This window comes from Streptococcus cameli (genome assembly GCF_053207365.1).
This window is the reverse complement of record NZ_JBRUIM010000006.1, coordinates 1-26,188: the sequence shown is the minus strand read 5'-3', so window position 1 is coordinate 26,188 and position 26,188 is coordinate 1. Positions and strand designations below refer to the sequence as shown.

Sequence of the window (26,188 nt, the reverse complement as noted above, 5' to 3'; positions counted from 1 at the left end):
ATAGGAAACCCATTTTGAAATAATCTATAAACCAAATAACTGAGGAGAAAAACATGTTAACAGTTTCAGACGTATCGCTCCGTTTTAGCGATCGTAAATTATTCGATGAAGTAAACATCAAGTTTACAGCAGGAAACACCTATGGACTAATTGGGGCAAATGGTGCTGGTAAATCCACTTTCCTCAAAATTTTAGCTGGAGACATTGAACCAAGCACAGGACATATCTCACTTGGTCCAGATGAACGTTTGTCTGTTCTTCGTCAGAACCACTTTGACTATGAAGAGGAGCGCGTGATTGATGTTGTTATCATGGGAAATCAACACCTCTACGACATCATGAAAGAAAAAGATGCTATCTATATGAAGGAAGATTTTTCAGATGAAGATGGTGTCCGTGCTGCCGAGTTAGAAGGTGAATTTGCAGAATTGGGGGGCTGGGAAGCTGAAAGTGAGGCTTCTCAACTCCTCCAAAACTTAAATATCCCAGAAGACCTTCACTATCAAAATATGAGTGAATTAGCAAACGGAGACAAGGTTAAGGTTCTTCTTGCTAAAGCTCTATTTGGTAAACCAGATGTCTTGCTTCTGGACGAGCCGACCAACGGTTTGGACATTCAATCCATTGCCTGGTTAGAAGACTTCTTGATTGATTTTGAAAACACTGTGATTGTCGTATCACATGATCGCCACTTCTTAAACAAAGTATGTACCCACATGGCTGATCTAGACTTTGGTAAAATCAAACTCTACGTTGGTAACTACGATTTCTGGAAACAATCCTCTGAATTAGCTGCTCGTCTGCAATCAGACCGCAATGCCAAGGCAGAAGAAAAAATCAAAGAACTCCAAGAATTTATCGCCCGCTTCTCTGCCAACGCATCCAAATCCAAACAAGCTACATCTCGTAAAAAAATGTTGGATAAGATTGAATTGGAAGAGATTGTACCATCCAGCCGTAAATACCCATTTATTAACTTTAAAGCAGAGCGGGAAATCGGAAATGATTTGCTAACAGTTGAAAACTTGTCTGTTAAAATTGATGGGGAAACGATTATTGACAACATTAGCTTTATCTTGCGTCCAGGTGATAAAACAGCTATCATCGGTGAAAACGACATCCAAACCACAGCTCTCATGCGCGCTCTGGCTGGAGATATTGACTACGAAGGCACCATCAAATGGGGTGTAACAACTTCCCAATCCTATCTGCCAAAAGACAATACCAAAGACTTCGCATCTGGTGAAACAATTCTGGAATGGTTGCGTCAATTTGCTGTCAAAGGTGAAGATGATGATACTTTCTTGCGTGGTTTCCTAGGTCGCATGCTCTTTTCTGGAGATGAAGTTAAGAAATCAGTCAGTGTTCTTTCAGGGGGTGAAAAGGTTCGTGTCATGCTCTCCAAATTGATGCTCTTGAAATCTAACGTCTTGATTTTAGATGACCCAACCAACCACTTGGACTTGGAATCCATTTCCAGCCTTAATGATGGGGTACGTGATTTTAAAGAATCCGTTATTTTTGCCAGTCATGACCATGAATTTATTCAAACGATTGCCAATCATATTGTTGTCATCTCAAAAAATGGTGTGATTGACCGAATTGATGAAACCTACGATGAATTCTTAGAAAATCAAGAAGTACAAGCAAAAGTAAAAGAACTGTGGAAATAATTAAAAAGGCGAATCGTTTCGCCTTTTCTTTCAAATCAAATGAATTATATAAAACAACACAAACAATCAATTACCCTTTACAGCCTTAGTTTTCTTCTTCCCGCAACTTTTATGGCTATCTTACTAGCCATAAAAGGAATTTGGTGGGGAAGTGAAACCAGTATTTTAGCCAGTGATAGCTTTCATCAATATGTAATATTTAACCAAACCCTACGGAATGCTTTACACGGAGATGGTTCTCTTTTCTATACCTTTACAAGTGGTTTAGGGCTTAATTTCTATGCTTTATCTTCCTATTATTTAGGATCATTTCTCTCACCACTAGCATTCTTTTTTGATTTAAAATCCATGCCAGATTTTATTTATCTAATTACTATTGTCAAGTTTGGATTGATAGGATTGTCAACCTCAATTAGTCTATCACATATCTATAAAAAATTACAGTTTTTCCATGTACTCTTATTGTCAACAAGTTTTGCTTTAATGAGTTTTTCGACTAGTCAACTAGAAATCAATATCTGGCTTGATGTCTTTATCCTAGTTCCATTAATACTACTTGGAGTTGACAATATTGTAAAGAAGAAGTCATCTCTTCTTTACTTTATTTGCTTGACTTGTCTCTTTATCCAAAATTATTATTTTGGATTTATGACAGCTATTTTTCTTGCTGGCTGGATTGTTATACAAATATCCTGGAATGTCAAAAATCGATTTAAAACGTTCTTTAAATTCACCATTGTGTCCATTCTAGCAACTCTATCCAGTATGATGATGTTGCTACCAACGTATTTAGATTTAAAAACACACGGAGAAACCCTGACTAAGATTGTCAATTTAAAGACTGAAAACTCCTGGTATCTTGATTTATTTGCCAAGCATCTAGTTGGTAATTACGACACTACAAAATTTGGTGCAATCCCTATGATTTCAGTTGGATTATTGCCACTCCTCTTGACCATATTGTTTTTTACAATCAAATCCATCAAATGGCAAGTGAAGTTGACATATGCTTTATTTCTAAGTTTTATCATTGCCAGTTTTTATATTCAACCACTTGATTTATTCTGGCAGGGTATGCATGCTCCTAATATGTTTCTCCATCGCTATGCTTGGGTCTTTTCAATTCTGCTGATTTACATGGCTGCAGAAACTCTGACTAGGATAAATGAACTTAATAAATTAACAGTATCTATTCCTTTTCTGCTATTCGGAATTGGTTTTGGCCTGACATTTTACTTTAAACACCAGTATGATTTTCTGGAAAATATCCACTTTATCTTTACACTACAATTTTTAATTGCTTATGTTCTTATTTTATTCTCTTACCAATTTAAAAAATTGCCCCCTAATATTTTCAGTCTATTGCTATTTCTGTTTTCAGTATTTGAGATAACGTTACACAGTCATTACCAAATAGAAGGTCTATCTCAAGAATGGCATTTCCCTAGTCGATCCAGTTACAATTACCAATTGACAGAAATTGACAAACTTGTAAAGTATTCAAAAAAAGAGACAAAAGAATTTTTCAGAACCGAACGACTGAATCCTCAAACTGGAAACGACAGTATGAAGTTTCACTACAATGGAATTTCTCAATTCTCTTCTATTCGCAATCGCTCTTCTAGTTCAACCTTAGATAAACTGGGTTTCCGATCAGATGGAACAAACCTTAATCTCCGTTACCAAAACAATACGATTATAGGGGATAGTTTATTTGGTATACGGTACAATTTAGCCGAAACAAATCCTATGAAATATGGTTTTTCCGAGAAAAAAAGAATAAATGATATTGCTATTTACGAAAATGAACATGTTGCTCAACTAGCATTTCTGTCAAATGGTATTTACAAGGATGTAAAGTTAACAAATCTAACTCTTGACAATCAAACAAATCTATTAAACCAACTAACTGGATACGATTTACAATATTATTACGCCATCAATCCAACTAAAATTGAGAATGCTACCATTTTAGAAAATCGTCTCTCTGTTCAAGCGGATAAGGATTCTGATACTGCTTCAATCCACTATTCATTAACCGTTCCCTATTCTACTCAATTGTATGTTAGTATTCCAAATATTACATTTATAAATGAAGAACACAAAGATGTTCAAATAACTGTCAATAATGTGTCAAGTAAATTTACACTTGATAATACCTTTGCTTTTTTTAATATCGGTTACTTTGCAGAAAATCAAGACATTGAAGTAACGATTTCCTTTCCAAATAACCAACAAGTTAGTTTTGATACCCCTAGTTTCTATCGCTTAGATACAGATGCCTATCAAGTTGCAATGGATTTTATAAACTCTGGAAAAACCAGCTCAAAAAGTGTTCGAAATAAAGTTTTTACAAGCTACGAATCTGAACACGATACTTCTTTGTTATTTACAATTCCATTTGATAAAGGGTGGAGAGCTACACTAAATGGTCAAAATATTTCTATTAAACGTTTTCAAAAAGGACTGATGAAAATAGATGTTCCAAAAGGAAAAGGAAAAATTGTGTTGACATTTATTCCAAATGGTTTTTGGATTGGATGTATTTGTTTTCTATCTGGTATCGTTCTGTATTTATTTTATTATCTTAAAATAGAGTGTAAATATACTGTAAAGAAGAGGTTACAGTAATATAAATTAAAAAACCACCTTTTTCCTATTTGTACGATGGGAAAGAGGTGATTTTTTTATCGTTAATAAAAGGACTAACTCAAATGATTAGTCCTGTATACTCCGCCAACAGGGCTCGAACCTGTGACATCATGATTAACAGTCATGCGCTCTACCAACTGAGCTATGGCGGAAAATATAGTCCGTACGGGATTCGAACCCGTGTTACCGCCGTGAAAAGGCGGTGTCTTAACCCCTTGACCAACGGACCATTTTTAAGACAATAAATAGTATAATATAGTTCCTATGCTTTGTCAAGATTTTTTTCTTCCTTGACATTCCATAGTCTTTAGGTTAGAATAAAATGGTTAAAGAATGGTTCCATAGCTCAGCTGGATAGAGCATTCGCCTTCTAAGCGAACGGTCGCAGGTTCGAATCCTGCTGGAATCACTAAAAAACTAGGCAATGCCTAGTTTTTTTTCATACCAAAGTTGAAGATTGACAATCATCATCGGAATAAGAACAAATATAAGGGCATACTCTCCAAATACTAAAGACAATCTGGTTGCAATAAAGACACCAACCATAAAACTAAGGATAATAATAAAAATATGTTGTCCTTTTTCTTTTAAAATTGGATCTTTTTCAACTACTCCCATGTACCATAAATAAGCAGCATTCTTAACATTTCCTGTCATCATGACGTTGGCATAGGCATTTCCACGAATCCTTCTAAATGTTTCAATCTGAATTGATGAAACAAAAGCTAAAATGGCAATCGTAAGGTTATTTGCAAAAATCGGAGTTAAAATAATGGCTGCTAGCAACAAAATAGTCATCATAAGACTACTACTAAAATGCCATGGATAAGGGCTATGTTCAAACCATTTGCGGATACGATAAGTAAAAAATTGCCCACACACGAATGATACAATCGGGATTGTAAAATTGAACATTTGCTCCCCATTTCCTAAGGCCAAATAGTGAGCTAATAATAAGACATTTCCTGACTGAATACCTGCAAATCTCCCACCTTGGGTTACAAACGTAAAAGCATTTAAAAAACCACTAATAAACGTCAATACCGCAGCAATACGAAAACCTTCAAAAATACGGTAATGTTTTTTACTCGACATAAACTATAAACTCCATTTGTTTCACGTGAAACTACTTATGGTAAGGACTTCCTTGTAAAATCATAAATGAGCGGTAGATTTGCTCCATTAATACCAATTTCATTAACTGATGAGGGAGAGTTAATTTCCCAAAACTCATTAATCGATTAGCTCTTTTTTTCACATCAGGCGAGAGACCTAAACTTCCCCCAATCACAAATACAATATCTGAATACCCTTTTATCGTCGTTTCTTCTATTATCTTAGAAAATGTTTCTGAAGGGAATTGTTCTCCTTCAATGGCCAAAACAATGACAAATTCTCGATCACTGATTTTGGATAAAATACGATTTCCTTCTTTTTCTAATATTCGTTGATTTTCTACATCAGAAGCATTATCTGGTGTTTTTTCATCTGGAAGTTCAACCATTTCCAATTTTGTAAAACGAGACAGCCTCTTACTATATTCAGCAATCCCATCTTTTAAATACTTTTCTTTTAATTTTCCAACTGTGATGACTTTTATTTTCATAAAACTATTGTACCATATCCACAAGTAGCACAGAAAAATAAATGATTTCTTTTATTGGAAACAAAGGGATTTACACAATTTATAAAAAGTTATCCACAGTTTGTGGATTGTTTTTTGAAAATTTTAAGTTATAATTAAGAAAGAGTATGTAGAATATAGGAAAATAGAAGGAGTGTGTTTCATGAAAAAATTTCTAAAAATTTCTATGATTCTTGTTATTGGTTTTATTGGTGGTATCATTGGAACGCTTGTTTCACCTTTTTTACAATCTTCAACTACCAACCCATCAACAACTTTAAGTAACCAAGCCAGTATTAGTCAGGTTACCTATGATAACCAAACATCCACAACTGAAGCAGTCAAAAAAATCCAAGATGCTGTTGTTTCTGTTATCAACTATCAAAAACCAACCAGCCAGATTCAGTCTATTTTTGGAAATAGCGAGAGTCAATCAGATGAGTTAGAAGTAGCTGGTGAGGGATCAGGTGTTATTTACAAAAAAGACAATCAATCTGCTTATATTGTGACCAATACCCACGTTATTGCAGGTGCTGTTGAAGTTGATATTCAATTATCGTCTGGAGAAAAAGTAGCTGCTGAATTGGTTGGTTCAGATACTTATTCAGATATTGCTGTTTTAAAAATCAAATCAGATAAGGTGACAACCGTTGCTGAATTTGCCAATTCTGATTCAATTAATGTCGGAGAAATTGCGATTGCAATTGGTAGCCCCCTTGGTTCTATCTATGCAAACTCTGTTACACAAGGAATTGTCTCAAGCCTGAGTCGAACAGTTACATCTAAAGCTGAAGATGGACAAACTGTCTCAACAAATGCCATTCAAACAGACACAGCTATCAATCCTGGTAATTCGGGTGGTCCGCTGATTAATATCCAAGGACAAGTTATCGGCATTACCTCTAGCAAAATAACGTCTATCAGCACTACTTCAAGAGTTGCTGTGGAAGGTATGGGATTTGCTATTCCTTCTAACGATGCTGTTGCTATTATCAATCAATTAGAAAAAACTGGAAAAGTCATTCGCCCTGCTCTTGGTATTCAAATGGTTGATGTTGCCAGTCTATCAACCAGTCAATTAGAGAGAGTTGGTTTACAAGAAACAAATGTCAAATCAGGTGTCCTCATCACCTCCACTCAATCTGGTTTACCAGCAGATGGAAAATTAAAACGCTATGATATTATTACAAAGATCGATGACACACCTATTGAAACAAAAAGTGATTTACAGAGTGCTCTCTACAAAAATAATATTGGTGACACAATAGACGTTACCATTATCAGAAACGGAAAAGAAGAGAACATTAGCATCAAACTAACCCACTCAACAGAAGATTTATCTTAGTATTCTATTTCTGTCAATCCAACTTTACAACATTGTAAAGTTGGATTTTTTTTGCTAGAATAAGCCTATGGAAGAACTCAAATATATTGCAATTACAGATATTACCCCCAATCCCTACCAACCACGATTAACCTTTGATCAGATAAAATTAGAAGAATTAGCCCAATCCATAAAAGAAAATGGCTTGATTCAACCCTTGATTGTTCGTAAATCTAGTGTTATTGGCTATGAATTATTAGCGGGTGAAAGAAGATGGCGTGCTGCTCAGATTGCTCAATTAACAACTGTTCCAGCTATCATCAAGGACTTATCTGATGATGAAATGATGCAACAATCCATCATTGAAAATCTGCAACGTTCTGATTTAAATCCGATTGAAGAAGCACTGTCTTATAAGAAATTATTGGAAAAAGGATTGACTCACGAACGGATTGCAACGATTATGGGAAAATCACGGCCCTACATCACAAATAGCATCCGTCTGTTGCAATTAGCAAATTCTACAAAAAAAGCAATCGAAAATCAGCTTTTATCTCAAGGACACGCTCGGTTATTAATCCCTTATTCGGAAGAAGAACAAGAATATTGGACAAAAACAATCCAAGAAAAAGAACTCAGTGTTCGTTCCTTAGAAAAAATGTTGCAGGAAAAAAGACCAAAAAAAGAAAAACAAAAAAATCTGTTTCTTCAAACAGAAGAAAAGACATTGAGTCAATTATTTGGAACATCTGTATCAATCAAAGAATCGAAAAATGGAGATGGGACCATTACCATTCGATTTTCAAACTTCAAAGAGGAAGAAAGAATTATCAACAACTTAAAAAAATTAGGTGAATAAGTTTATTTTTTTAACAGACTTATAAACAGAAGATTTTTTAAAAATAGCTAGAGAGAGTAAGGCGGAAAAATATTGTACACATTTTGTGGAAAACTCTCTTTAACAATGTGGAAAAGTTTTTATTCTTGTGGAAAACTTTTCTTTTTTATGATAAAATGATAAAACAAAAATAGATGAAAGGAGGAACTATCAAATGGAGAAAGACAGACTCTTTTGGCAAAGAGTACTCGAATTAGCACAAGGAACGCTAAAACAATCTGCCTATGATTTTTTTGTGGCAGATGCCAAATTGATTGAGGTTAAAGAAAATAAGGCCATTATCTTTTTAGATAGTCCTTTTAAGAAATTATTTTGGGAAGAAAATTTAAAAAGTGTTCTTCTAACAGCTGGTTTTGAAATTTTCAATGAACAATTAACTGCAGAATATCAATTTCAACTAGATCAACCAAGCAGTAACGAAAATTTCAAAATCCAACAAGAGCAATTGATCTCAACTACCGTTAGTGAAAATCCTATCCCTCTTGCTTTCTCTTCTAACTCAGATATCAAACCACAATATACCTTTTCTAATTTTGTACAAGGAGACAATAACCAATGGGCAAAAGCAGCCGCACTTGCTGCCTCAGACAACCTTGGAGAACTCTACAATCCTTTATTTGTTTTTGGCGGTCCAGGTTTAGGAAAAACACACCTCCTAAATGCTATTGGAAATAAGGTCTTGGAAGAAAATCCGAGAGCACAAATTAAATATGTCTCCTCCGAAACCTTTATCAATGAATTTCTAGAACACTTGCGCCTTAACGATATGGATACTTTTAAAAAAACCTATCGGAATCTTGATTTATTGTTAATTGATGACATTCAATATCTCAAAAATAAGGCTTCTACCCAGGAAGAATTCTTTCATACTTTTAATACTCTTTTTGATAAGAAAAAACAGATTGTCTTAACAAGTGATCGAAACCCTGATTTTCTTGATAATTTAGAAGAACGTTTAGTTACCCGTTTCAAATGGGGCTTAACGACTGAAATCACACCTCCTGATTTAGAAACACGGATTGCTATCTTACGCAATAAATGTGAACAATATCCTTATAGTTTTGATGATCAAACACTAGCTTACTTGGCAGGACAATTTCACTCCAATGTTCGTGATTTAGAGGGCGCTCTAAAAGATATTCATCTAATTGCGACCATGAAAAAACTAACAGAGATTACAGTTGATGTTGCAGCTGAAGCCATTCGCTCTCGCAAACAAACAAATCCACAGACGACACTTGTTTCCATTGATAAAATCCAGACAGAAGTAGGGAATTTCTATGGTATCAGCGTAAAAGAAATTAAAGGCGCCAAACGCGTTCAAAACATCGTCCACGCGCGACAAGTGGCCATGTACTTAGCGCGTGAGTTAACTGATAATTCTCTTCCAAAAATCGGAAAAGAATTTGGAAACCGTGACCACACAACTGTTATGCATGCACATAATAAAATAAAAACCATGCTGATGGATGATGAAAATCTTGAAATTGAATTAACGACTATTCGAAACAATATTCGATAATGTGGATAAGTTCCTAAAAAAGAAGAGAATTTTCCACAAGTTGTGAACAAGGCGATTTTCTTATCACTCTAAGTTTTTATTGACTTTTCCACAGAATACACAGATACTACTATTACTATTAACCTTATAAAATTAAATATAAAGGAGAATCCATGATTCATATTTCCATCAACAAGGCTAGTTTTCTCCAAGCCTTAAACACAACCAAACGTGCCATTAGCCATAAAAATGCAATTCCTGTTTTATCTACTATCAAAATCGAGGTAACAAGAGAAGGTATTACTTTTACTGGATCAAACGGACAAATTTCAATTGAAAACTTTATCTCTGTTGAAGATGAAAATGCAGGTTTGTTGATTTCTTCAACAGGATCTATCTTATTAGAAGCAAACTTCTTTATCAATGTTGTCTCTAGTCTGCCAGATATTGTCTTAGATTTAAAAGAAATTGAACAAAAACAAGTTGTGTTGACCAGTGGCAAATCTGAGATTACCTTAAAAGGGAAAGAAGCTGAGCAATATCCTCGTCTTCAAGAAGTTCCTACTTCAAAACCACTTCTTTTAGAAACAAAAGTATTAAAAGACATCATCAATGAAACTGCTTTTGCAGCTAGTACACAAGAAAGTCGCCCAATTTTAACTGGCGTACACTTTGTTCTATCTGAAAATAATCATTTAAAAACCGTTGCAACGGATTCGCATCGCATGAGCCAACGGACCATTACCCTAGAAAAATCAGGAGATAACTTTGATGTAGTGATTCCAAGTCGCTCCTTAAAAGAATTTAGCTCTGTCTTTTCAGATGATATTGAAACCGTTGAAGTTTTCTTTTCTAATAATCAACTGTTATTTAGAAGTGAGGATATTAGCTTCTATACACGCTTGTTAGAAGGAACTTATCCAGATACTGATCGTCTTTTACCAAAAGAGAGCAATACGAGTGTTGTATTCGATACAGCAAATCTTCGTCATGCCATGGAACGTGCTCGTTTGTTATCCAATGCCACACAAAATGGAACGGTCAAATTAGAAATTCAAAACGGACTTGTATCAGCTCACGTTCACTCTCCTGAAGTAGGACGTGTCCATGAAGAACTGGATACCTTATCTGTTTCTGGTGAAGATTTGGTAATTAGTTTTAATCCAACTTATTTGATTGACGCTTTAAAAGCTGTTGGACAGGAACAAGTAATGATTAGTTTTATCTCTCCAATTCGTCCATTTACTCTGGTACCAAATACAGAAGAACAAGAATTTATTCAGTTGATTACTCCAGTTCGGACAAATTAAACCCAAAAGAAGTGAGAAAAAATCTCATTTCTTTTTTTGTCCTAGTAGACATGGGCTATGGTATAATCAAATGTGTATGGTACTTTATATATTAGCAAATCCAAATGCAGGAAGTCGCAGTGCCAATCAAATCATGGAGCAACTTCTTCCACATTTTTCAGAAACACGTATTTTTAAAACATGCTGCAAAGGTGACGAGAAAAATCAAGTAAAATCTCTTTTACAAACATTTCGGCAAGAAAGAGACCAATTGGTTATTATTGGAGGAGATGGGACTCTTTCAACTGTTTTAGATTCTCTTCCTAAAACGATTCCTTTTGCTTATCTTCCTGCTGGATCAGGAAATGATTTTGCTCGCTTTTTGCAGTTGAATACAGAACAAACAATTTCCGCTCTTAAACAGAATAAAACAGAGGAAATAACCTTATTAGAATACGAACAAGGGATTATTATCAATAGCCTAGATGCTGGTTTTGCTGCTCAGGTTATTGCCTATTCTGAAAATTCTTCTCTTAAAAGGTGGTTAAATTTCTTAAAACTTGGAAAATTGACTTATCTTGTTTTTTCAATCGTGACCCTTTTTAAAAACATTCGTTTTTCAGTCCAAATTGAGCAAGATGGTCGAACAAAACACTACCACAATCTGTTTTTCTTATCGGTAGCAAACAGTGCTTATTTTGGTGGTGGTATTTTGATTTGGCCAACAGCTACTCCTAAAAAAAGCCATCATGATTTGGTCACGATTTCTTATGGTTCTTTCTTGCAAAAAATTCTTTCCTTGCTTGATTTAGTCTTTAAACGACATGAAGAATCTCCCTATTTGGAACATAGCCAAGGGATGTTGCTGCGAATTTTATTTGAGAAAGAGCAAGTGATACAAGTTGATGGAGAGAGTCAGATTTTGAAAGAAACGAGCATTCGCTCTCACCAACGAAAAATATACAAATGAGGTAAAATATGTACGCATTAGGAAGTCTGGTAGAAATGAGAAAGCCCCATGCCTGCACCATCAAGGCGACAGGTAAAAAGGCTAATTGTTGGAAAATTACGCGACTAGGGGCAGATATTAAAATCAAATGCACCAACTGCGACCATGTGGTCATGATGAGTCGCCATGATTTTGAAAAAAAGATGAAGAAAGTCCTTGAGGAAACACCACTATCATGATAGGAACATTCTTAAATGCCCTTGGCGTTCTCTTAGGAGGTGGTTTTGGCCTCCTTTTAGGAAAAGGGTTAAAACCAGATACCCAAACGTCTCTGATGACCATGACAGGGGTCTCTGTTCTCTTTTTAGGTATTGGTGGGACCATGGCAGAGTTTCTAACCTTATCAGAAACAGGCCTTGCTACGCAAGGGGTGATGATGTTGATTGTCAGTATTATGCTTGGAACCTTGATTGGAGAGTTGCTCAATATTGAAGGAGTTTTTGAACGCTTGGGAAACTGGCTGAAAAATATCAGTCAAAATGACCAGGATAGTCAATTTATCGATGCTTTTTTGACAACTTCTTTGACCATTTGCATTGGAGCTATGGCCATCGTTGGTGCCATTACAGAAGGGCTAACGGGGGATTACAGTATCCTTGCAGCCAAGGCTATTTTGGATTTTATGATTGTCCTTTTGGTGACGACGGCTAAAGGAAAAGGGAGCCTGTTTGCTTCGGTACCCTTGGTTTTGTTACAAGGCAGTGTGACCTTACTTGCAGGGGTTCTCTCGCCTCTCATGACGGACCAGGCCCTATCCAACCTGTCCTTGGTGGGCAATGTCCTTATTTTTTGTGTCGGACTCAATCTGGTCTTTGACAAGGGAATTAAGGTGGCCAATAGCCTACCAGCTATCCTAATTGCGGTTGCCTATGCTTTTTTACCCTTCTAATCACCGCAACCTGAAAATACCTCTCTATCAACGATTTGAGTCGATTGCGCAACCAGGTGTTGCCAAAAAAAGTGCTTGTTGTCAACTAGAAATTAAGCTATCATGAAATTAGAAAAAAGAAAGGCGGTTTGAGCTATGTTACCATTTGCAGAACAGTTAAAAAAATTAAGGGCAGAAAAACAATTCTCGCAAGAATTCCTAGCAGAACAACTTTATATCTCCCGTCAAGCAATCTCTAAGTGGGAAAACGGAGAAGCAAGTCCTGATTTGGAAAATGTGGTGAAATTAGCTGAAATCCTAGAAGTAAGCCTGGATGAATTGGTCACAGGAAAACTGCCGCAAGTGAAAGTGGTAGAGAAAATTGAAAAACCAATGAATGCCTGGGAATACTTAAGTGAAGAATCCAAACGTCCCCTTTCAAAAGGAGATACTATTGTTTTGATTTTCATTGCTATTATTTTTTTAGGAGCTCATTTTATTATGGCCTATTTCAATTAACTTGTCATTAGACAAGTTTTTTTCATTTTTTTCTGCTATAATAGTCATGATTGAAATTTTGAAAACGGAGATAAGACATGGCTTTAACAGCAGGTATCGTCGGTTTACCAAACGTTGGTAAATCAACCCTATTTAATGCAATTACCAAGGCAGGAGCAGAAGCTGCCAACTATCCTTTTGCAACCATTGACCCAAACGTTGGTATGGTAGAAGTTCCAGATGAGCGCTTGACCAAGTTGACAGAGTTGATTACCCCTAAAAAGACTGTTCCGACAACCTTTGAATTTACAGATATTGCTGGGATTGTAAAGGGGGCTTCTAAAGGGGAAGGTCTTGGAAATAAGTTCTTGGCCAATATCCGTGAAGTGGATGCCATTGTCCATGTGGTGCGTGCCTTTGATGATGAAAATGTCATGCGGGAGCAAGGCCGTGATGATGCCTTTGTGGATCCTTTGGCAGATATTGACACCATTAATTTGGAATTGATTCTGGCAGACCTTGATTCAGTCAACAAACGCTATGCGCGTGTTGAAAAAATGGCCCGTACTCAAAAAGACAAGGACTCTGTAGCAGAATTTAACGTCCTTCAAAAAATCAAGCCTGTCCTTGAAGATGGCAAATCAGCTCGTACCATCGACTTTACAGAAGAAGAGCAACGTGTCGTCAAACAACTCTTCCTCTTGACGACCAAGCCAGTCCTTTACGTGGCCAATGTCGATGAAGACAAGGTGTCTGAGCCAGATGAAATCGACTACGTAAAGCAAATCCGTGAGTTTGCAGCGACCGAAAACGCAGAAGTTGTAGTGATTTCAGCGCGTGCAGAAGAAGAGATTTCCGAATTGGAAGAAGAGGAAGAACGCCAAGAATTCCTTGAAGCAATCGGTTTGACAGAATCTGGTGTGGATAAGTTAACCCGTGCAGCCTACCATTTACTAGGTTTGGGGACTTACTTTACAGCAGGTGAAAAAGAAGTCCGCGCTTGGACCTTCAAACGCGGTATCAAGGCTCCTCAAGCTGCTGGGATTATCCATTCGGACTTTGAAAAAGGCTTTATCCGTGCTGTGACCATGTCTTACGATGATTTAATGACCTATGGTAGCGAGAAGGCTGTCAAAGAAGCTGGACGCCTCCGGGAAGAAGGAAAAGAATATGTCGTACAAGATGGCGACATCATGGAATTCCGCTTTAACGTATAAGAAAGATGAAAAGACCATAAGGCTGGAAAGTTTTTCCAGTCCTTTTGGCGTTTAGAGACAAGGAGAAAAGATGACAAAAATGATCGTAGGCCTCGGTAACCCAGGCTCCAAATACCATGAAACCAGACACAATGTCGGCTTTATGCTGGTGGATAAATTAGCCAAAACAGCCAATGAAACCTTTACAGAAGATAAGGTCTTTAAGGCTGAAATCGCCACGACCCGTCTCAATGGGGAGAAAATATTTTTGGTCAAGCCAACTACTTTTATGAATAAATCTGGCGAGGCTGTTCATGCCCTTGTCACCTATTTTGGCCTTGATATTGAAGATGTCATCATTGTTTATGATGATTTGGACATGGAAGTTGGAAAGGTACGCTTTCGTCAAAAGGGCTCTGCAGGAGGACACAACGGGATTAAATCCATTATTGCCCATCTTGGAACTCAGGAATTTGACCGGGTTAAGATTGGCATTGGCCGTCCTAAAAATGGTGTGCCTGTCCATCACCATGTCCTGACAAAATTTGAAAACGACGATTATATTGCGATTTTAAATGCCCTTGACAGGGTTGACAATGCTGTCAACTTTTATTTACAAGAGGGTGATTTTACCAAAATGACACAACGGTACAGTGGCTAGTATGAATGTAAAAGAACTAATCAGTCAAAATAAAACGGTCAATAGCTGGCTTAGCCATCTCAATCAAAACCACCGCCAACTGCTCATGGGGCTGTCTGAATCCTCAAAGGCTCTGGTGATGTCAACTGCATTAGAAGAATTTCCAAATCAAAAAATCTTGGTCGTGACAGCCAATAACAATGAAGCTGAAAAACTAGCAGCAGACTTAGAAGGCTTATTAGGAATCGATCAGGTCTACCATTTCTTTGCAGATGATGCAGCAGTAGCTGAATTTGTCTTTGCCTCTGATGAAAAGGTCCAATCCCGCGTACGGACCTTGAATTTTTTACAAGACAAGGATCAATCAGGAATTGTGATTGCCAGTATACAGGCGACGCGATTACTCTTACCCAATCCCAAAGACTACAAAGATCATCTCTTTAATTGGGGGATTGGCGTCGAAGTAGCTCTTGAAAAGCTCTTAAAAGACCTGCACAATATGGGTTACAAAAAAGAAGAGCGGGTGTTAACACCTGGTGAATTTAGCCTGCGTGGGGACATCTTAGATATCTATTGTTTCGGGCAAGACCATCCCTATCGCATCGAATTCTTTGGAGATGAGATTGACAGTATCCGTAGTTTTGATAGTGTCAACCAAACATCAATTGACAGTTTAGAGTCTGTTACCATTACACCAGCAACAGACATCCTGACTTGTACAGAAGATTATCAACGAGTTGTCAATATACTGTCAAGTAAAATTGACGATTCTGACAACACAGTCTTGAAATCATATTTGGAAGAAGTCGTCTCTGAATTAAAGCATGAAAAACGTCACGAACAAATCCGTCAGTTCCTAAGTTACCTCTATGAGAAAGAGTGGACCCTTCTGGATTATTTGCCAGCAGCAAGCTCGATCTTTTTTGATGATTTTCACAGAATTCAAGACAGTCATGCCCGGTTTGAAGTGGAAATTGCAGACTACTTGACAAGTAATTTACAAAATAGTAAAACACTTCCTGATCAGGTTTATTTTGCTTCTATCTACTCTCAATTGCGACAGCACAAGCCCGCTAGTTTTTTCTCCCCCTTTCAAAAAGGTTTGGGGAATCTTCAGTTTGATCAGCTCCACCAATTTAACCAACACAAGATGCAGGAGTTTTTTAGTCAAATTCCACTGCTAGCAGATGAATTAAGACGATTTGGCAAATCTGGCTACACGGTATTACTCCAGTCAGAGTCTGAGCAAGGTTTACAAAATCTCCAGAAAACCTTACAGGACTACGACATTGACTTGCCGATTGTCCAAGAAGATGCCATTGAAGTTGGAGAGGCCCAATTGGTCTTAGGCCATCTATCTTCTGGTTTTAATTTCATGGATGAAAAGATTGCCCTCATTACCAGCCATGAGATTTTCCATAAGAAGGTCAAAAGACGGACACGCCGAGCCAATATCAGCAATGCTGAAAAGCTCAAGGACTACTCTGAACTGGAAAAAGGGGATTATGTGGTCCATCATGTCCATGGTATTGGACAATATTTAGGGATTGAAACCATTGTGGTATCGGGTATCCACAGGGATTACTTGACCATTCAATACCAGAATTCAGATCGGATTTCCTTACCTGTTGACCAGATTGAACTCCTGTCCAAATATGTCGCTAGTGATGGTAAAGAACCCAAAATCAATAAGCTTAATGATGGGCGGTTCCAAAAGACCAAGTCAAAGGTTCAAAAGCAGGTAGAAGATATTGCAGAGGACTTGATTAAACTTTATGCCGAACGCAGTCAGTTAGAAGGCCATGCTTTTTCAGCAGATGATGCCAATCAAGTCGAATTTGATGAGGCTTTTAGCTATGTGGAGACCGATGACCAACTCCAGTCCATTAAGGAAATCAAAAAGGACATGGAAGCCAAACAACCTATGGATCGTCTCTTGGTGGGGGATGTTGGCTTTGGGAAGACCGAAGTGGCCATGCGGGCAGCCTTTAAAGCTGTCAACGATGGCAAGCAAGTCGCAATCCTTGTCCCCACAACGGTCCTTGCCCAGCAGCATTATACCAACTTTTTGTCTCGTTTTCTTGACTTCCCTGTCAACGTCGATGTTCTCAGCCGTTTTAGAAGTAAGGCTGAGCAAACCAAGACCATTGAAAAATTGAAAAAAGGCCAAATTGACATCATTATCGGGACCCACCGCCTCTTGTCTGAGGACGTTGTCTTTAACGATTTAGGCTTGATCGTTATTGATGAGGAGCAGCGTTTTGGCGTTAAGCATAAGGAAAAGCTGAAGACTCTGAAAACCAAGGTGGATGTTCTAACCTTGACAGCGACTCCTATTCCTAGGACTTTACACATGTCTATGCTAGGAATTCGGGATCTGTCCGTTATTGAAACGCCACCGACCAACCGCTATCCTGTTCAGACCTATGTTATGGAGACCAATCCAGCGGTGATTCGAGATGCGATTTTACGGGAACTAGACCGTGAGGGACAGGTATTTTACCTTTACAACCGTGTTGACACGATTGAACAAAAGGTAGCAGAGCTCCAAGAATTGGTGCCAGAGGCCACGATTGGTTTTGTCCATGGTCAGATGAGTGAAGTCATGTTGGAAAATACCCTTCTAGACTTTATCAATGGGGAATATGATGTCCTTGTTACGACGACTATCATTGAAACAGGGGTGGATATTCCAAATGCCAATACCCTCTTTATTGAGAATGCGGATTATATGGGGCTATCAACCTTGTATCAACTGCGTGGCCGTGTAGGGCGTAGCAATCGGATTGCCTATGCCTACTTCATGTACCGCCTTGATAAGAGTTTGACTGAGGTGGCTGAGAAGCGCTTGGAGGCTATTAAAGGCTTTACAGAGCTCGGATCTGGTTTCAAGATTGCCATGCGCGACCTCTCTATCCGGGGCGCTGGTAATATCTTGGGGGCTTCTCAATCTGGTTTTATTGACTCGGTTGGTTTTGAACTGTACAGCCAGTTGCTAGAAGAAGCGATTGCTCAAAAACAAGGAGTCACCAAGGAACGTCAACGTTCCAATGCGGAACTTAATATGCAAATTGACGCCTATCTGCCGAGTGATTACATCAGCGATGAGCGCCAAAAAATTGAGATTTACAAACGCATTCGTCAGATGGACAATCGGGACGATTACATGGCTTTACAGGACGAGTTGGTTGACCGCTTTGGCGATTACCCTGATGTGGTAGCGTATCTGATCGAAATTGGCCTCCTCAAATCCTATATGGACCAAGCCTTTGTGGAAGTTGTTGATAACAAATCTGGTACCATTACTGTGAGGTTTGAGGCTACAGCCCGCTTGCTTTACCTGACACAGGATTACTTTGAAGCTTTGTCTAAGACCAATCTTAAGGCCCGAATTGCTGAAAATGATGACAAAATGGAAGTCATCTTCGATGCCAGACGCCTCAAAAATTTTGAAATCTTAGAAGAACTCATGCTCTTTGCGGAACAATTATTGGCTATTAAGGTGAGGAAGACTAATCAGGAAGGCTGACAAAGACATTTGACACCATAAAATGTTAACGACAAAGACCTTGTATGGTAAACTAAAGAAAAAAGCCTTAGACTAAGATTACCAAGGAGGCGTCATGATGGAATTACAAAATCGGCTGATTGCATTGAGAACAGAAAGGAGGTTATCGCAGGAAGAGCTGGCAGAAAAACTCTATGTTTCACGTCAAACCATTTCCAATTGGGAGCGTGGAAAAACCTATCCAGATATTCACAGTCTACTTTTGATAGCCACCCATTTTGATGTCTCCTTAGATAATCTAATCAAAGGAGATGTCGAAATCATGAAAGAATCGTTAAAGGCAGATGCCAAAGAACTGGCTCAATTCGATAGAGACTCTAAACTCATGTTATTTGGAATGCTTAGTGTAATAACAACAGCTTTTCCCTTACTCTACTTTTTAGACACATTAGGAATTTTTTTGATAGCCCTACAATTTCTTCCAACACTCTATGTTTCGCTTAGAATTGAAAAATTTAAGAAAAAATACGATTCGCAGACTTATAAAGAAATTCTAGCGATTTCAACAGGAAAGACCTTAAGTGATATTGAAAAAATAGAAGAAAAATCGAAATACCCTTATCAAAAAGCTTGGATTGTTGTGATTTTTAGCCTACTTTTTGCTATCTTAGTATCTGTGATTGCTTGGATAACCATACTCTTATTTCCAACGAAATAAAAAGCGGAAAAATCCGCTTTTTTGCTTGATTTCAGTATAAAGCTCTGCTATTTTTCAAAAAAAATGATAAAATAGAAGAGATTTTGAGGTGAAAAAATGAGATTAGATAAATATTTAAAAGTGTCCCGGATCATCAAACGCCGGACAGTTGCAAAGGAAGTTGCAGACAAAGGTCGTATCAAGGTTAATGGTGTTTTGGCCAAATCATCAACCGATTTAAAAACCAATGACCAAGTGGAAATCCGTTTCGGAAACAAAATCTTAACGGTTAAGGTTTTGGAAATGAAAGATAGCACCAAAAAAGAAGATGCTGCGAAAATGTTTGAAATTTTAAGTGAAACACGGGTAGAAGTAGATGAGAAAATCTAAGATTCTTCAGTTGAATAATTCTTATATTCAAGATGAAGCCAGTAAAAGAAGACAGATGGAGTATGAGGTAAAACAAAAAAACCGCTTTATGGCCCTCATTCTTGTATTGGTCATGTTTTTATTTATTTTACCGACCTATAATTTGGTTGAAAGTTACAATACCTTGAAACAAAAAGAAGAACAACTCGTTGAACTAGAAGCAAAATATGACGAATTAAGCCGTCAAGAGCGAATACAATCTTCTCTTTTAACAAAATTAAAAGATGAAGAATACATCAAAAAATACATTCGAGCAAAGTATCAGTATTCAAAAGATGGTGAAATGATTTACAATATTCCAGGATTGTTACCAAAATGACAGAAAATATTTTAGATACGATTAAGAAATTTTTATCTTTTTCAGATGAAAAATTAGAAGAGTTATCAGTTAAAAATCAGGAAATTAGGATAGAAAAAGAAAAGTAGAAAGGAGGGAAAAATGAAAAAAAGTTTATTTGTTTTACTCATGCCTTTTTTCTTATCTAGTTTACAGGTTGATAGCACAGAGATTGATTTTGCTATTAGTTCTACTGAAAATTATCAGTTAAACTTTAAAACAACAGAACCACATTTTTCAAAACTTCCCTCTAATCCAAATTTATATAAAAAAATTGACACGTTTCTTGACAAAGAGTTGACACAAAAAAATGGAGAGTTATCTCCAAATAAGCCATTTGTGATTGAGTCTGTTTCTATAAATAATCAAAATAAGCTTGTTTTTGTTGTAAAGGATAGAGGTTTTATCTTGGCAAGTCCAGATGTGATTTACGATGATCACATTATAAGTAAAGAGATTGTAAACCAAAAAAAATGGTTAAAAAAAGGTTTTAAAATTTATTCTAGTCCACTTGCGAATCAGCAAAAAGAACAAAAGACAAATTTAAAAAGTTACCAAGCTGTTACACTATCCAAAGTAGTTACAACACCAATTGCTGAATATGCTCAAATTGAAGGATATGGTTGGATTCTCACAACTGATTTATCTGATACAGACAATCGTATCGAAGCGGTGCAAGAATTATTGTATCAAAAGTATCAGTCACAGCAATATTCTATTTATGTCAAGCAGTTGTCAACTAATAAAGAATCAGGGATAAACCAAGATCGTCAGATGTATGCTGCTAGTATTACAAAGTTACCTGTCCTGTATGCTGTTCAAAATAAACTAAATAACGGGCAATTTGAATTGACACAAGGTTTACAATATATTGACAAAGTTAATGATTTTAAAGGAGCCTACGGCCCAGAAGGGAGTGGCAGTCTTGTCAAAAAAGCAGATAATAAAACCTACCAAATTGACAATCTTATCCATCGTGTAACAAAAGAATCAGACAACGCTGCTACTAATGTACTAGCTTATTATTTGACGAATCAATTTGACCAGAAGTACAATGAAGAAATAACTGAAATAGTCGGTCAAAAATGGGATATGTCTAATCGAATGGCTTCTTCTAAGATGGCTGGATTGATGATGGAAGCTCTTTATTACCAAAATGGTTATGTATTGGAAAGTTTGCAATCTACGAATTTTGATAATCAGCGCATTGCTCGTGATATTTCTGTACCTGTTGCCCATAAAATAGGGGATGCCTATGATTTTCGTCACGACGTAGCACTTGTTTATGCTGAACAACCGTTTATCTTGTCTATCTTTACCGAACATTCAACTTATGATCAGATTTCACAAATTGCAAATGAGATTTATGGTATATTAAAATGAAGCAAAAATTTTTAAAAGTGGCACGAGATGGTCACTTTTTTGATAAACATCAAAAGGTATTGGTAGCTGTATCCACAGGTCAAGATTCGATGGCTTTGTTAGAATGCCTACTAGCTTGTCAAGAGGAATTATCGATTAAAATAGGCATCGCTCATGTTAACCACAAACAAAGACCTGAATCGGATGCGGAAGAACATTTTTTACAGGAATTTGCTGAACAAAAGCAAATCCCCTTCTTTACGACTTCTTACTCGTTAGCTGTTTTTTCTGAAAAAAAAGCCCGTGATGTGCGATATGATTTTTTTACTTCGATTATGGAATCAGAACGCTACACGGCCTTGGTAACAGCCCATCATGCTGATGATCAAGCTGAAACCATTCTGATGCGAATCATTCGTGGAAATCGATTAACTGATCTACGCGGAATAAAAGCAGTTAGGCAATTTGGTCCTGGAGAATTGATTCGTCCACTGTTATCATTTAAAAAAGAAGAATTGAAGGCCAGTCGATTTTTTGAAGATACCAGTAATAACTCTTCCTTCTATTTTCGAAACCGTATCCGAAATCACTATTTACCACTTCTAGAAGAAGAAAATCCACAAATCCGAAAACAACTATTGTCTCTAGGTGAGGAGATTCATTCTTTAAAAACGGCATTAAAGTCATTCACACAAGCAATTGACTGCACAAATATTCAACAATTTCAAGCACAACCAAAAGAAGTACAGTATTTTTTATTGCAACAGTATCTAGAGTCATTTTCCGATCTGCAATTGAGTAAAGATCAGCTGCAACAAGTTTTGACTATTTTAAGAAAGAAAGCGAATTACCAAGGCTACTTAAAGAATGATTATTTTCTTTCAAAAAATTATCAGCGTTTTTCCATTGAAAAAATAAGTCCACAGACGGATGTTGAAAAAGAAGAATATGTGTTACAATCAGACGAAATTCTTGAATTTGGCAATGCCATTTTTTCTTTAAATACGGAAATCCCTCATGATTATAAAATTTATTGCAAGAAGAGAGTTCCTATTATCTTAAGATATCGGAAACCAGGGGATAAAATCTTATTAAATGGAATCAATAAAAAACTGAGACGGTTTTTCATTGATGAGAAAATTCCTGCTGATATGCGGCAAAAAGCTATTTTAATTGAGCAAGATTTTAAAATTTTAGGAATCACGAATATTGTGACAAGTGATTTGAGTAAATCACTAAAAAATGATATAATGAGTGACATCTTATATATAAAAATGAAAGAGTAAAAACACTTATGTTGGAAAATGATGTAAAAAAAATTCTCATTTCAGAAGAAGAAATTGTAGCAAAAAGCAAAGAATTGGGAAAGAAATTAACCGAGGAATACCAGGGTAAAAATCCACTTCTTGTAGGGATTTTAAAAGGCTCCATTCCTTTTATGTCAGAATTAATGAAACACATCGATACTCAAGTAGAATTGGAATTTATGGTTGTTTCGAGTTACCACGGTGGTACAGAAAGCAGCGGTACGGTAAAAATTATTAAAGACATTGATGCAGATGTAACTGGACGAGATGTTCTGTTCATTGAAGACATCATTGACACAGGTCGTACTTTAAAAGAATTAAAAGAATTATTTGCTCTTCGAAAAGCGAATTCTATCAAAATCGCAACATTGCTAGACAAACCAGAAGGACGTGTAGTTGATATTGATGCGGACTATACTTGTTTTACCATTCCAAATGAATTTGTGATTGGATTTGGATTGGATTACAACGAAAATTACCGGAATTTACCATACGTTGGAGTATTAAAAGAAGAAGTATACTCAAATTAGAAAAGGCCATGAAATAATTATGAACAATAAAAACAACAAAGGATTTGTTCGAAATCCTTTTCTCATCATTCTTTTACTAGCAACGTTGATTACAGGTTATCAATTTTTTTCTGCGAGTAACCAAGTTGCGACGCAAGAAATTAGTTACAGTGAATTAATCAAAGAATTAAAAAATGACAATGTAAAAGAAATCACTTATCAACCAAATAGCAGTATTATTGAAATTACAGGTCAATACAAAAAAGCAAAAGAAGAAAAAAGTGAAGTTGCTTCTAGTATAAAACTCTTCAATGTTTCAGATACAACAAAATATTCACAGTTTTCTACTATTATATTGCCATCAGAAGTTAGTTTAGAAACTCTTCAAAAATTAGCTGATGAAAGCAGGGCCAAAGTTACTGTTAAACCAGAAAGTTCCAATGGATTATGGATTAGTTTTCTAGTGAATATTATTCCATTTGGAATCGTCATCTTTTTCTTTATGATGATGATGAATCAAGGTGGAAATGGTGCCAAGGGAGCTATGAATTTTGGTCGAAACAAGGCCAAAGCTTTAGAACAAAGCAATATCAAAGTTCGTTTTTCTGATGTAGCAGGTGCTGAGGAAGAAAAACAAGAACTAGTTGAAGTAGTTGAGTTCCTAAAAGATCCAAAACGATTTACAGCCTTAGGTGCTCGCATTCCTGCAGGTGTTCTCCTCGAGGGTCCTCCGGGAACTGGTAAAACACTTTTAGCTAAAGCTGTTGCTGGTGAAGCGGGTGTTCCATTCTTCTCCATTTCAGGATCAGATTTTGTGGAGATGTTTGTTGGTGTTGGGGCTAGTCGTGTACGTTCTTTGTTTGAAGATGCTAAAAAAGCTGCGCCTGCTATTATCTTTATCGACGAGATAGATGCTGTTGGTCGCCAACGTGGAGTTGGAATGGGTGGTGGAAACGACGAGCGGGAACAAACCCTTAACCAACTCCTGATTGAAATGGATGGTTTTGAAGGAAATGAAGGAATCATCGTTATTGCTGCAACAAACCGTAGTGATGTATTAGATCCTGCACTTCTTCGTCCAGGACGTTTTGACCGTAAAGTTCTTGTCGGTCGTCCCGATGTAAAAGGCCGTGAAGCTATTCTTAAAGTCCATGCTAAAAATAAACCATTGGCTAAAGATGTAGATTTAAAATTGGTTGCGCAACAAACACCAGGTTTTGTGGGTGCGGATTTGGAGAATGTTTTAAATGAAGCAGCTCTAGTAGCAGCGCGTCGCAACAAAACAGAAATTGATGCATCAGATATCGATGAAGCAGAAGACCGTGTGATTGCTGGCCCATCTAAAAAAGACAAGGCGGTTTCACAAAAACAAAGAGAAATTGTTGCTTATCACGAAGCAGGCCATACGATTGTTGGTTTGGTTTTATCCAATGCAGCTGATGTACATAAGGTAACAATTGTTCCTCGTGGCCGTGCAGGTGGTTATATGATTGCTCTTCCAAAAGAGGATCAAATGATTATCTCAAAAGATGATATGAAGGAACGCCTTGCAGGTCTTATGGGTGGTCGTGTTGCAGAAGAAATTGTCTTTAATGTTCAGACAACGGGAGCTTCAAACGATTTCGAACAAGCAACTCAAATGGCTAGAGCGATGGTTGCTGAGTATGGGATGAGTGAAAAAATGGGTCCAATGCAATACGAAGGCAATCATGCTATGTTTGGTGGTTATACAACTCAAAAACATATTTCTGAACAAACAGCCTTTGAATTGGACAATGAAGTTCGTGATTTATTAAATGAAGCACGAAATAAAGCGGCAGAAATCATTCAAGAAAATCGTGAAACTCATAAATTAATCGCCGAAGCACTTCTGAAATTTGAAACTCTTGACAGTGTTCAAATTAAATCAATATATGAAACAGGTAAAATGCCTGAAGAAACACTAGATGCAGAAGAAGTGCACGCCTTAAGTTATGATGAAGTACGTGAAAAACTAGATTAATCTCCCAAAGCTTTTGCTTTGGGTTTTTTAAATCATAGATGTCAAAAATGTCCTGTAAGAAATTTTTTAAAGGTACTATACTTTATTTATTCAAGAAAGGAGTATAGGGATGGAATTTTTAGATGTTTATGGTAAGGTAGTTGGCATTGTTCACAAGACACGTCGAGAATATTATATAAAAGGCTGGGAGGTAAGGGATTGGGACCAAGAAGGGATGTTAATTCTTCATGAATTATTGTTGAGCATTCCTGGTTTAGTAGAGGATGACTATAATCTGTATCGTTATTTCAAAGTTAAGTTTCGGAATTATATCCATGATAAGATTCGACACCAAGAAAGCCAAAAGCGAAAGTTTGACCGGATGCCCCACGAAGAAATTGGAGGGTTAAGTCATTTAATCGGCGAAAAGGGGTTGACGCTTGACGAACGGTATCTGTTCTGGGAGCGGATGCAGAGTTACGAATCTGGTTTAAGCGAAGAAGAGCGCGCCCAATATCAGTTATTCATCCAAGGTGAACGTTTCAACGGCCGAAGCAAGATGCGCCGGAGTCTTCAAAGTCATCTTAAGGATTTTAGCTATTAGAAACGGACAAGAAACTAAGGGAGTTCATACTCCCTTAGTAGTTTTTCCTAGTAATAAAATGGTAGTATACATAATAAGAAAAAAAGTTTAAAAAAGATAAGCAAAAGTTATTGACAAGAATAAATGAAGGTGGTATACTAAGATAGTTGTCTCGTAAGAGGCATGAAAGACCTTTGAAAATTAAAGAAGACGAACCAAACGTGCAGGGTGGACTTGTTTAACAAGTCCGTCAATGACAAAAAAACAATAAACGGATAAGCCAGAGTGCTTAGCCGGACAAAC

General features: G+C 36.9%; 24 protein-coding genes and 3 tRNA genes. 23 read left to right on the top strand and 4 right to left on the bottom strand.

Annotation, left to right across the window (positions count from 1 at the left end; translation table 11 throughout):
- Positions 1-53 precede the first annotated feature (53 nt).
- Positions 54-1,673, top strand: coding sequence for an ATP-binding cassette domain-containing protein (locus ACVR1I_RS09790; RefSeq protein WP_447443842.1), 1,620 nt, complete (start codon positions 54-56; stop codon positions 1,671-1,673).
- Between the two features lie 39 nt (positions 1,674-1,712).
- Positions 1,713-4,304 carry a YfhO family protein gene (locus tag ACVR1I_RS09785; protein ID WP_447443841.1) on the top strand — a complete coding sequence of 864 codons (2,592 nt, stop codon included), beginning with the start codon at positions 1,713-1,715 and terminating at the stop codon, positions 4,302-4,304.
- 100 nt (positions 4,305-4,404) lie between these two features.
- On the opposite strand, the gene ACVR1I_RS09780 is transcribed toward ACVR1I_RS09785, so the two are convergent.
- Together ACVR1I_RS09780 and ACVR1I_RS09775 are read right to left on the bottom strand one after the other, a co-directional pair.
- Positions 4,405-4,477, bottom strand: a tRNA-Asn gene (locus ACVR1I_RS09780).
- Positions 4,478-4,482: 5 nt separating this feature from the next.
- A tRNA-Glu gene (locus tag ACVR1I_RS09775) sits at positions 4,483-4,554 on the bottom strand.
- Positions 4,555-4,660: 106 nt separating this feature from the next.
- On the opposite strand from ACVR1I_RS09775, the gene ACVR1I_RS09770 reads away from it, so the two are divergent.
- Positions 4,661-4,734, top strand: a tRNA-Arg gene (locus ACVR1I_RS09770).
- Between the two features lie 8 nt (positions 4,735-4,742).
- Here the strand turns inward: ACVR1I_RS09770 and ACVR1I_RS09765 are convergent.
- Together ACVR1I_RS09765 and rlmH are read right to left on the bottom strand one after the other, a co-directional pair.
- The gene (locus ACVR1I_RS09765) at positions 4,743-5,420 is read right to left on the bottom strand and encodes a YoaK family protein (RefSeq protein WP_447443840.1); all 678 of its coding nucleotides are present in this window, start codon (positions 5,418-5,420) and stop codon (positions 4,743-4,745) included.
- Between the two features lie 31 nt (positions 5,421-5,451).
- Complete coding sequence (gene rlmH, locus ACVR1I_RS09760) at positions 5,452-5,931, bottom strand: 23S rRNA (pseudouridine(1915)-N(3))-methyltransferase RlmH (RefSeq protein WP_447443839.1); 480 nt, start codon at positions 5,929-5,931, stop codon at positions 5,452-5,454.
- Positions 5,932-6,112: 181 nt separating this feature from the next.
- Between rlmH and ACVR1I_RS09755 the strand changes: the two genes are divergently transcribed.
- The 20 genes from ACVR1I_RS09755 (at position 6,113) to ACVR1I_RS09660 (ending at position 25,906) form a co-directional block, all read left to right on the top strand.
- Positions 6,113-7,294: a S1C family serine protease gene (locus ACVR1I_RS09755; protein WP_447443838.1), complete on the top strand. Its 1,182-nt coding sequence runs from the start codon at positions 6,113-6,115 to the stop codon at positions 7,292-7,294.
- Positions 7,295-7,361: 67 nt separating this feature from the next.
- A complete protein-coding gene (locus tag ACVR1I_RS09750) occupies positions 7,362-8,132 on the top strand; it encodes a ParB/RepB/Spo0J family partition protein (RefSeq protein WP_447443837.1) in 771 nt (256 codons plus the stop codon).
- Between the two features lie 193 nt (positions 8,133-8,325).
- A complete protein-coding gene (dnaA, locus tag ACVR1I_RS09745; protein ID WP_447443836.1) occupies positions 8,326-9,693 on the top strand; it encodes a chromosomal replication initiator protein DnaA in 1,368 nt (455 codons plus the stop codon).
- Positions 9,694-9,845: 152 nt separating this feature from the next.
- Positions 9,846-10,982 (top strand): DNA polymerase III subunit beta, encoded by a 1,137-nt coding sequence (gene dnaN / locus ACVR1I_RS09740; protein WP_447443835.1) that lies wholly within the window; start codon positions 9,846-9,848, stop codon positions 10,980-10,982.
- 76 nt (positions 10,983-11,058) lie between these two features.
- A complete protein-coding gene (locus ACVR1I_RS09735; protein WP_447443834.1) occupies positions 11,059-11,931 on the top strand; it encodes a diacylglycerol/lipid kinase family protein in 873 nt (290 codons plus the stop codon).
- An 8-nt stretch (positions 11,932-11,939) separates the two neighbouring features.
- Positions 11,940-12,149, top strand: coding sequence for a DUF951 domain-containing protein (locus tag ACVR1I_RS09730; protein WP_447443833.1), 210 nt, complete (start codon positions 11,940-11,942; stop codon positions 12,147-12,149).
- A complete protein-coding gene (locus tag ACVR1I_RS09725; protein ID WP_447443832.1) occupies positions 12,146-12,859 on the top strand; it encodes a DUF554 domain-containing protein in 714 nt (237 codons plus the stop codon). The genes ACVR1I_RS09730 and ACVR1I_RS09725 overlap by 4 nt, the downstream gene beginning before the upstream one ends.
- Before the next feature lie 135 nt (positions 12,860-12,994).
- Complete coding sequence (locus ACVR1I_RS09720) at positions 12,995-13,357, top strand: helix-turn-helix domain-containing protein (RefSeq protein ID WP_447443831.1); 363 nt, start codon at positions 12,995-12,997, stop codon at positions 13,355-13,357.
- A 77-nt stretch (positions 13,358-13,434) separates the two neighbouring features.
- Complete coding sequence (gene ychF, locus ACVR1I_RS09715; RefSeq protein WP_447443830.1) at positions 13,435-14,553, top strand: redox-regulated ATPase YchF; 1,119 nt, start codon at positions 13,435-13,437, stop codon at positions 14,551-14,553.
- A gap of 70 nt (positions 14,554-14,623) precedes the next feature.
- Entirely contained in the window at positions 14,624-15,193 is a 570-nt protein-coding gene (gene pth / locus ACVR1I_RS09710) for an aminoacyl-tRNA hydrolase (protein WP_447443829.1), read from the top strand.
- Between the two features lies 1 nt (position 15,194).
- Complete coding sequence (gene mfd / locus ACVR1I_RS09705; RefSeq protein ID WP_447443828.1) at positions 15,195-18,701, top strand: transcription-repair coupling factor; 3,507 nt, start codon at positions 15,195-15,197, stop codon at positions 18,699-18,701.
- Between the two features lie 97 nt (positions 18,702-18,798).
- Positions 18,799-19,398, top strand: a complete 600-nt coding sequence (locus ACVR1I_RS09700; protein WP_447443903.1) for a helix-turn-helix transcriptional regulator — start codon at positions 18,799-18,801, stop codon at positions 19,396-19,398.
- A 96-nt stretch (positions 19,399-19,494) separates the two neighbouring features.
- Complete coding sequence (locus ACVR1I_RS09695; RefSeq protein ID WP_447443827.1) at positions 19,495-19,767, top strand: RNA-binding S4 domain-containing protein; 273 nt, start codon at positions 19,495-19,497, stop codon at positions 19,765-19,767.
- Positions 19,754-20,125, top strand: a complete 372-nt coding sequence (locus ACVR1I_RS09690) for an FtsB family cell division protein (RefSeq protein WP_447443826.1) — start codon at positions 19,754-19,756, stop codon at positions 20,123-20,125. The genes ACVR1I_RS09695 and ACVR1I_RS09690 overlap by 14 nt, the downstream gene beginning before the upstream one ends.
- The gene (locus ACVR1I_RS09685; protein ID WP_447443825.1) at positions 20,122-20,232 is read left to right on the top strand and encodes an SP_0009 family protein; all 111 of its coding nucleotides are present in this window, start codon (positions 20,122-20,124) and stop codon (positions 20,230-20,232) included. The genes ACVR1I_RS09690 and ACVR1I_RS09685 overlap by 4 nt, the downstream gene beginning before the upstream one ends.
- Before the next feature lie 13 nt (positions 20,233-20,245).
- A complete protein-coding gene (locus ACVR1I_RS09680) occupies positions 20,246-21,526 on the top strand; it encodes a serine hydrolase (RefSeq protein WP_447443824.1) in 1,281 nt (426 codons plus the stop codon).
- Positions 21,523-22,791 carry a tRNA lysidine(34) synthetase TilS gene (gene tilS, locus ACVR1I_RS09675; protein WP_447443823.1) on the top strand — a complete coding sequence of 423 codons (1,269 nt, stop codon included), beginning with the start codon at positions 21,523-21,525 and terminating at the stop codon, positions 22,789-22,791. Before ACVR1I_RS09680 ends, tilS begins: the two co-directional genes overlap by 4 nt.
- 8 nt (positions 22,792-22,799) lie before the next feature.
- Complete coding sequence (gene hpt / locus ACVR1I_RS09670) at positions 22,800-23,342, top strand: hypoxanthine phosphoribosyltransferase (protein WP_447443822.1); 543 nt, start codon at positions 22,800-22,802, stop codon at positions 23,340-23,342.
- A gap of 19 nt (positions 23,343-23,361) precedes the next feature.
- Positions 23,362-25,323 carry an ATP-dependent zinc metalloprotease FtsH gene (ftsH, locus tag ACVR1I_RS09665; protein ID WP_447443821.1) on the top strand — a complete coding sequence of 654 codons (1,962 nt, stop codon included), beginning with the start codon at positions 23,362-23,364 and terminating at the stop codon, positions 25,321-25,323.
- Between the two features lie 109 nt (positions 25,324-25,432).
- On the top strand, positions 25,433-25,906 hold the full coding sequence (locus ACVR1I_RS09660) for a sigma-70 family RNA polymerase sigma factor (RefSeq protein WP_447443820.1): 474 nt from the start codon (positions 25,433-25,435) through the stop codon (positions 25,904-25,906).
- The last annotated feature ends 282 nt before the right edge of the window (positions 25,907-26,188 follow it).

Bases quoted from the DNA above. Each gene is read 5' to 3' on its own strand.
- ACVR1I_RS09790 (WP_447443842.1), top strand. From the start codon at position 54: ATGTTAACAGTTTCAGACGTATCGCTCCGTTTTAGCGATCGTAAATTA.
- ACVR1I_RS09785 (WP_447443841.1), top strand. From the start codon at position 1,713: ATGAATTATATAAAACAACACAAACAATCAATTACCCTTTACAGCCTT.
- ACVR1I_RS09765 (WP_447443840.1), bottom strand. From the start codon at position 5,420: ATGTCGAGTAAAAAACATTACCGTATTTTTGAAGGTTTTCGTATTGCT.
- rlmH (WP_447443839.1), bottom strand. From the start codon at position 5,931: ATGAAAATAAAAGTCATCACAGTTGGAAAATTAAAAGAAAAGTATTTA.
- ACVR1I_RS09755 (WP_447443838.1), top strand. From the start codon at position 6,113: ATGAAAAAATTTCTAAAAATTTCTATGATTCTTGTTATTGGTTTTATT.
- ACVR1I_RS09750 (WP_447443837.1), top strand. From the start codon at position 7,362: ATGGAAGAACTCAAATATATTGCAATTACAGATATTACCCCCAATCCC.
- dnaA (WP_447443836.1), top strand. From the start codon at position 8,326: ATGGAGAAAGACAGACTCTTTTGGCAAAGAGTACTCGAATTAGCACAA.
- dnaN (WP_447443835.1), top strand. From the start codon at position 9,846: ATGATTCATATTTCCATCAACAAGGCTAGTTTTCTCCAAGCCTTAAAC.
- ACVR1I_RS09735 (WP_447443834.1), top strand. From the start codon at position 11,059: ATGGTACTTTATATATTAGCAAATCCAAATGCAGGAAGTCGCAGTGCC.
- ACVR1I_RS09730 (WP_447443833.1), top strand. From the start codon at position 11,940: ATGTACGCATTAGGAAGTCTGGTAGAAATGAGAAAGCCCCATGCCTGC.
- ACVR1I_RS09725 (WP_447443832.1), top strand. From the start codon at position 12,146: ATGATAGGAACATTCTTAAATGCCCTTGGCGTTCTCTTAGGAGGTGGT.
- ACVR1I_RS09720 (WP_447443831.1), top strand. From the start codon at position 12,995: ATGTTACCATTTGCAGAACAGTTAAAAAAATTAAGGGCAGAAAAACAA.
- ychF (WP_447443830.1), top strand. From the start codon at position 13,435: ATGGCTTTAACAGCAGGTATCGTCGGTTTACCAAACGTTGGTAAATCA.
- pth (WP_447443829.1), top strand. From the start codon at position 14,624: ATGACAAAAATGATCGTAGGCCTCGGTAACCCAGGCTCCAAATACCAT.
- mfd (WP_447443828.1), top strand. From the start codon at position 15,195: ATGAATGTAAAAGAACTAATCAGTCAAAATAAAACGGTCAATAGCTGG.
- ACVR1I_RS09700 (WP_447443903.1), top strand. From the start codon at position 18,799: ATGGAATTACAAAATCGGCTGATTGCATTGAGAACAGAAAGGAGGTTA.
- ACVR1I_RS09695 (WP_447443827.1), top strand. From the start codon at position 19,495: ATGAGATTAGATAAATATTTAAAAGTGTCCCGGATCATCAAACGCCGG.
- ACVR1I_RS09690 (WP_447443826.1), top strand. From the start codon at position 19,754: ATGAGAAAATCTAAGATTCTTCAGTTGAATAATTCTTATATTCAAGAT.
- ACVR1I_RS09685 (WP_447443825.1), top strand. From the start codon at position 20,122: ATGACAGAAAATATTTTAGATACGATTAAGAAATTTTTATCTTTTTCA.
- ACVR1I_RS09680 (WP_447443824.1), top strand. From the start codon at position 20,246: ATGAAAAAAAGTTTATTTGTTTTACTCATGCCTTTTTTCTTATCTAGT.
- tilS (WP_447443823.1), top strand. From the start codon at position 21,523: ATGAAGCAAAAATTTTTAAAAGTGGCACGAGATGGTCACTTTTTTGAT.
- hpt (WP_447443822.1), top strand. From the start codon at position 22,800: ATGTTGGAAAATGATGTAAAAAAAATTCTCATTTCAGAAGAAGAAATT.
- ftsH (WP_447443821.1), top strand. From the start codon at position 23,362: ATGAACAATAAAAACAACAAAGGATTTGTTCGAAATCCTTTTCTCATC.
- ACVR1I_RS09660 (WP_447443820.1), top strand. From the start codon at position 25,433: ATGGAATTTTTAGATGTTTATGGTAAGGTAGTTGGCATTGTTCACAAG.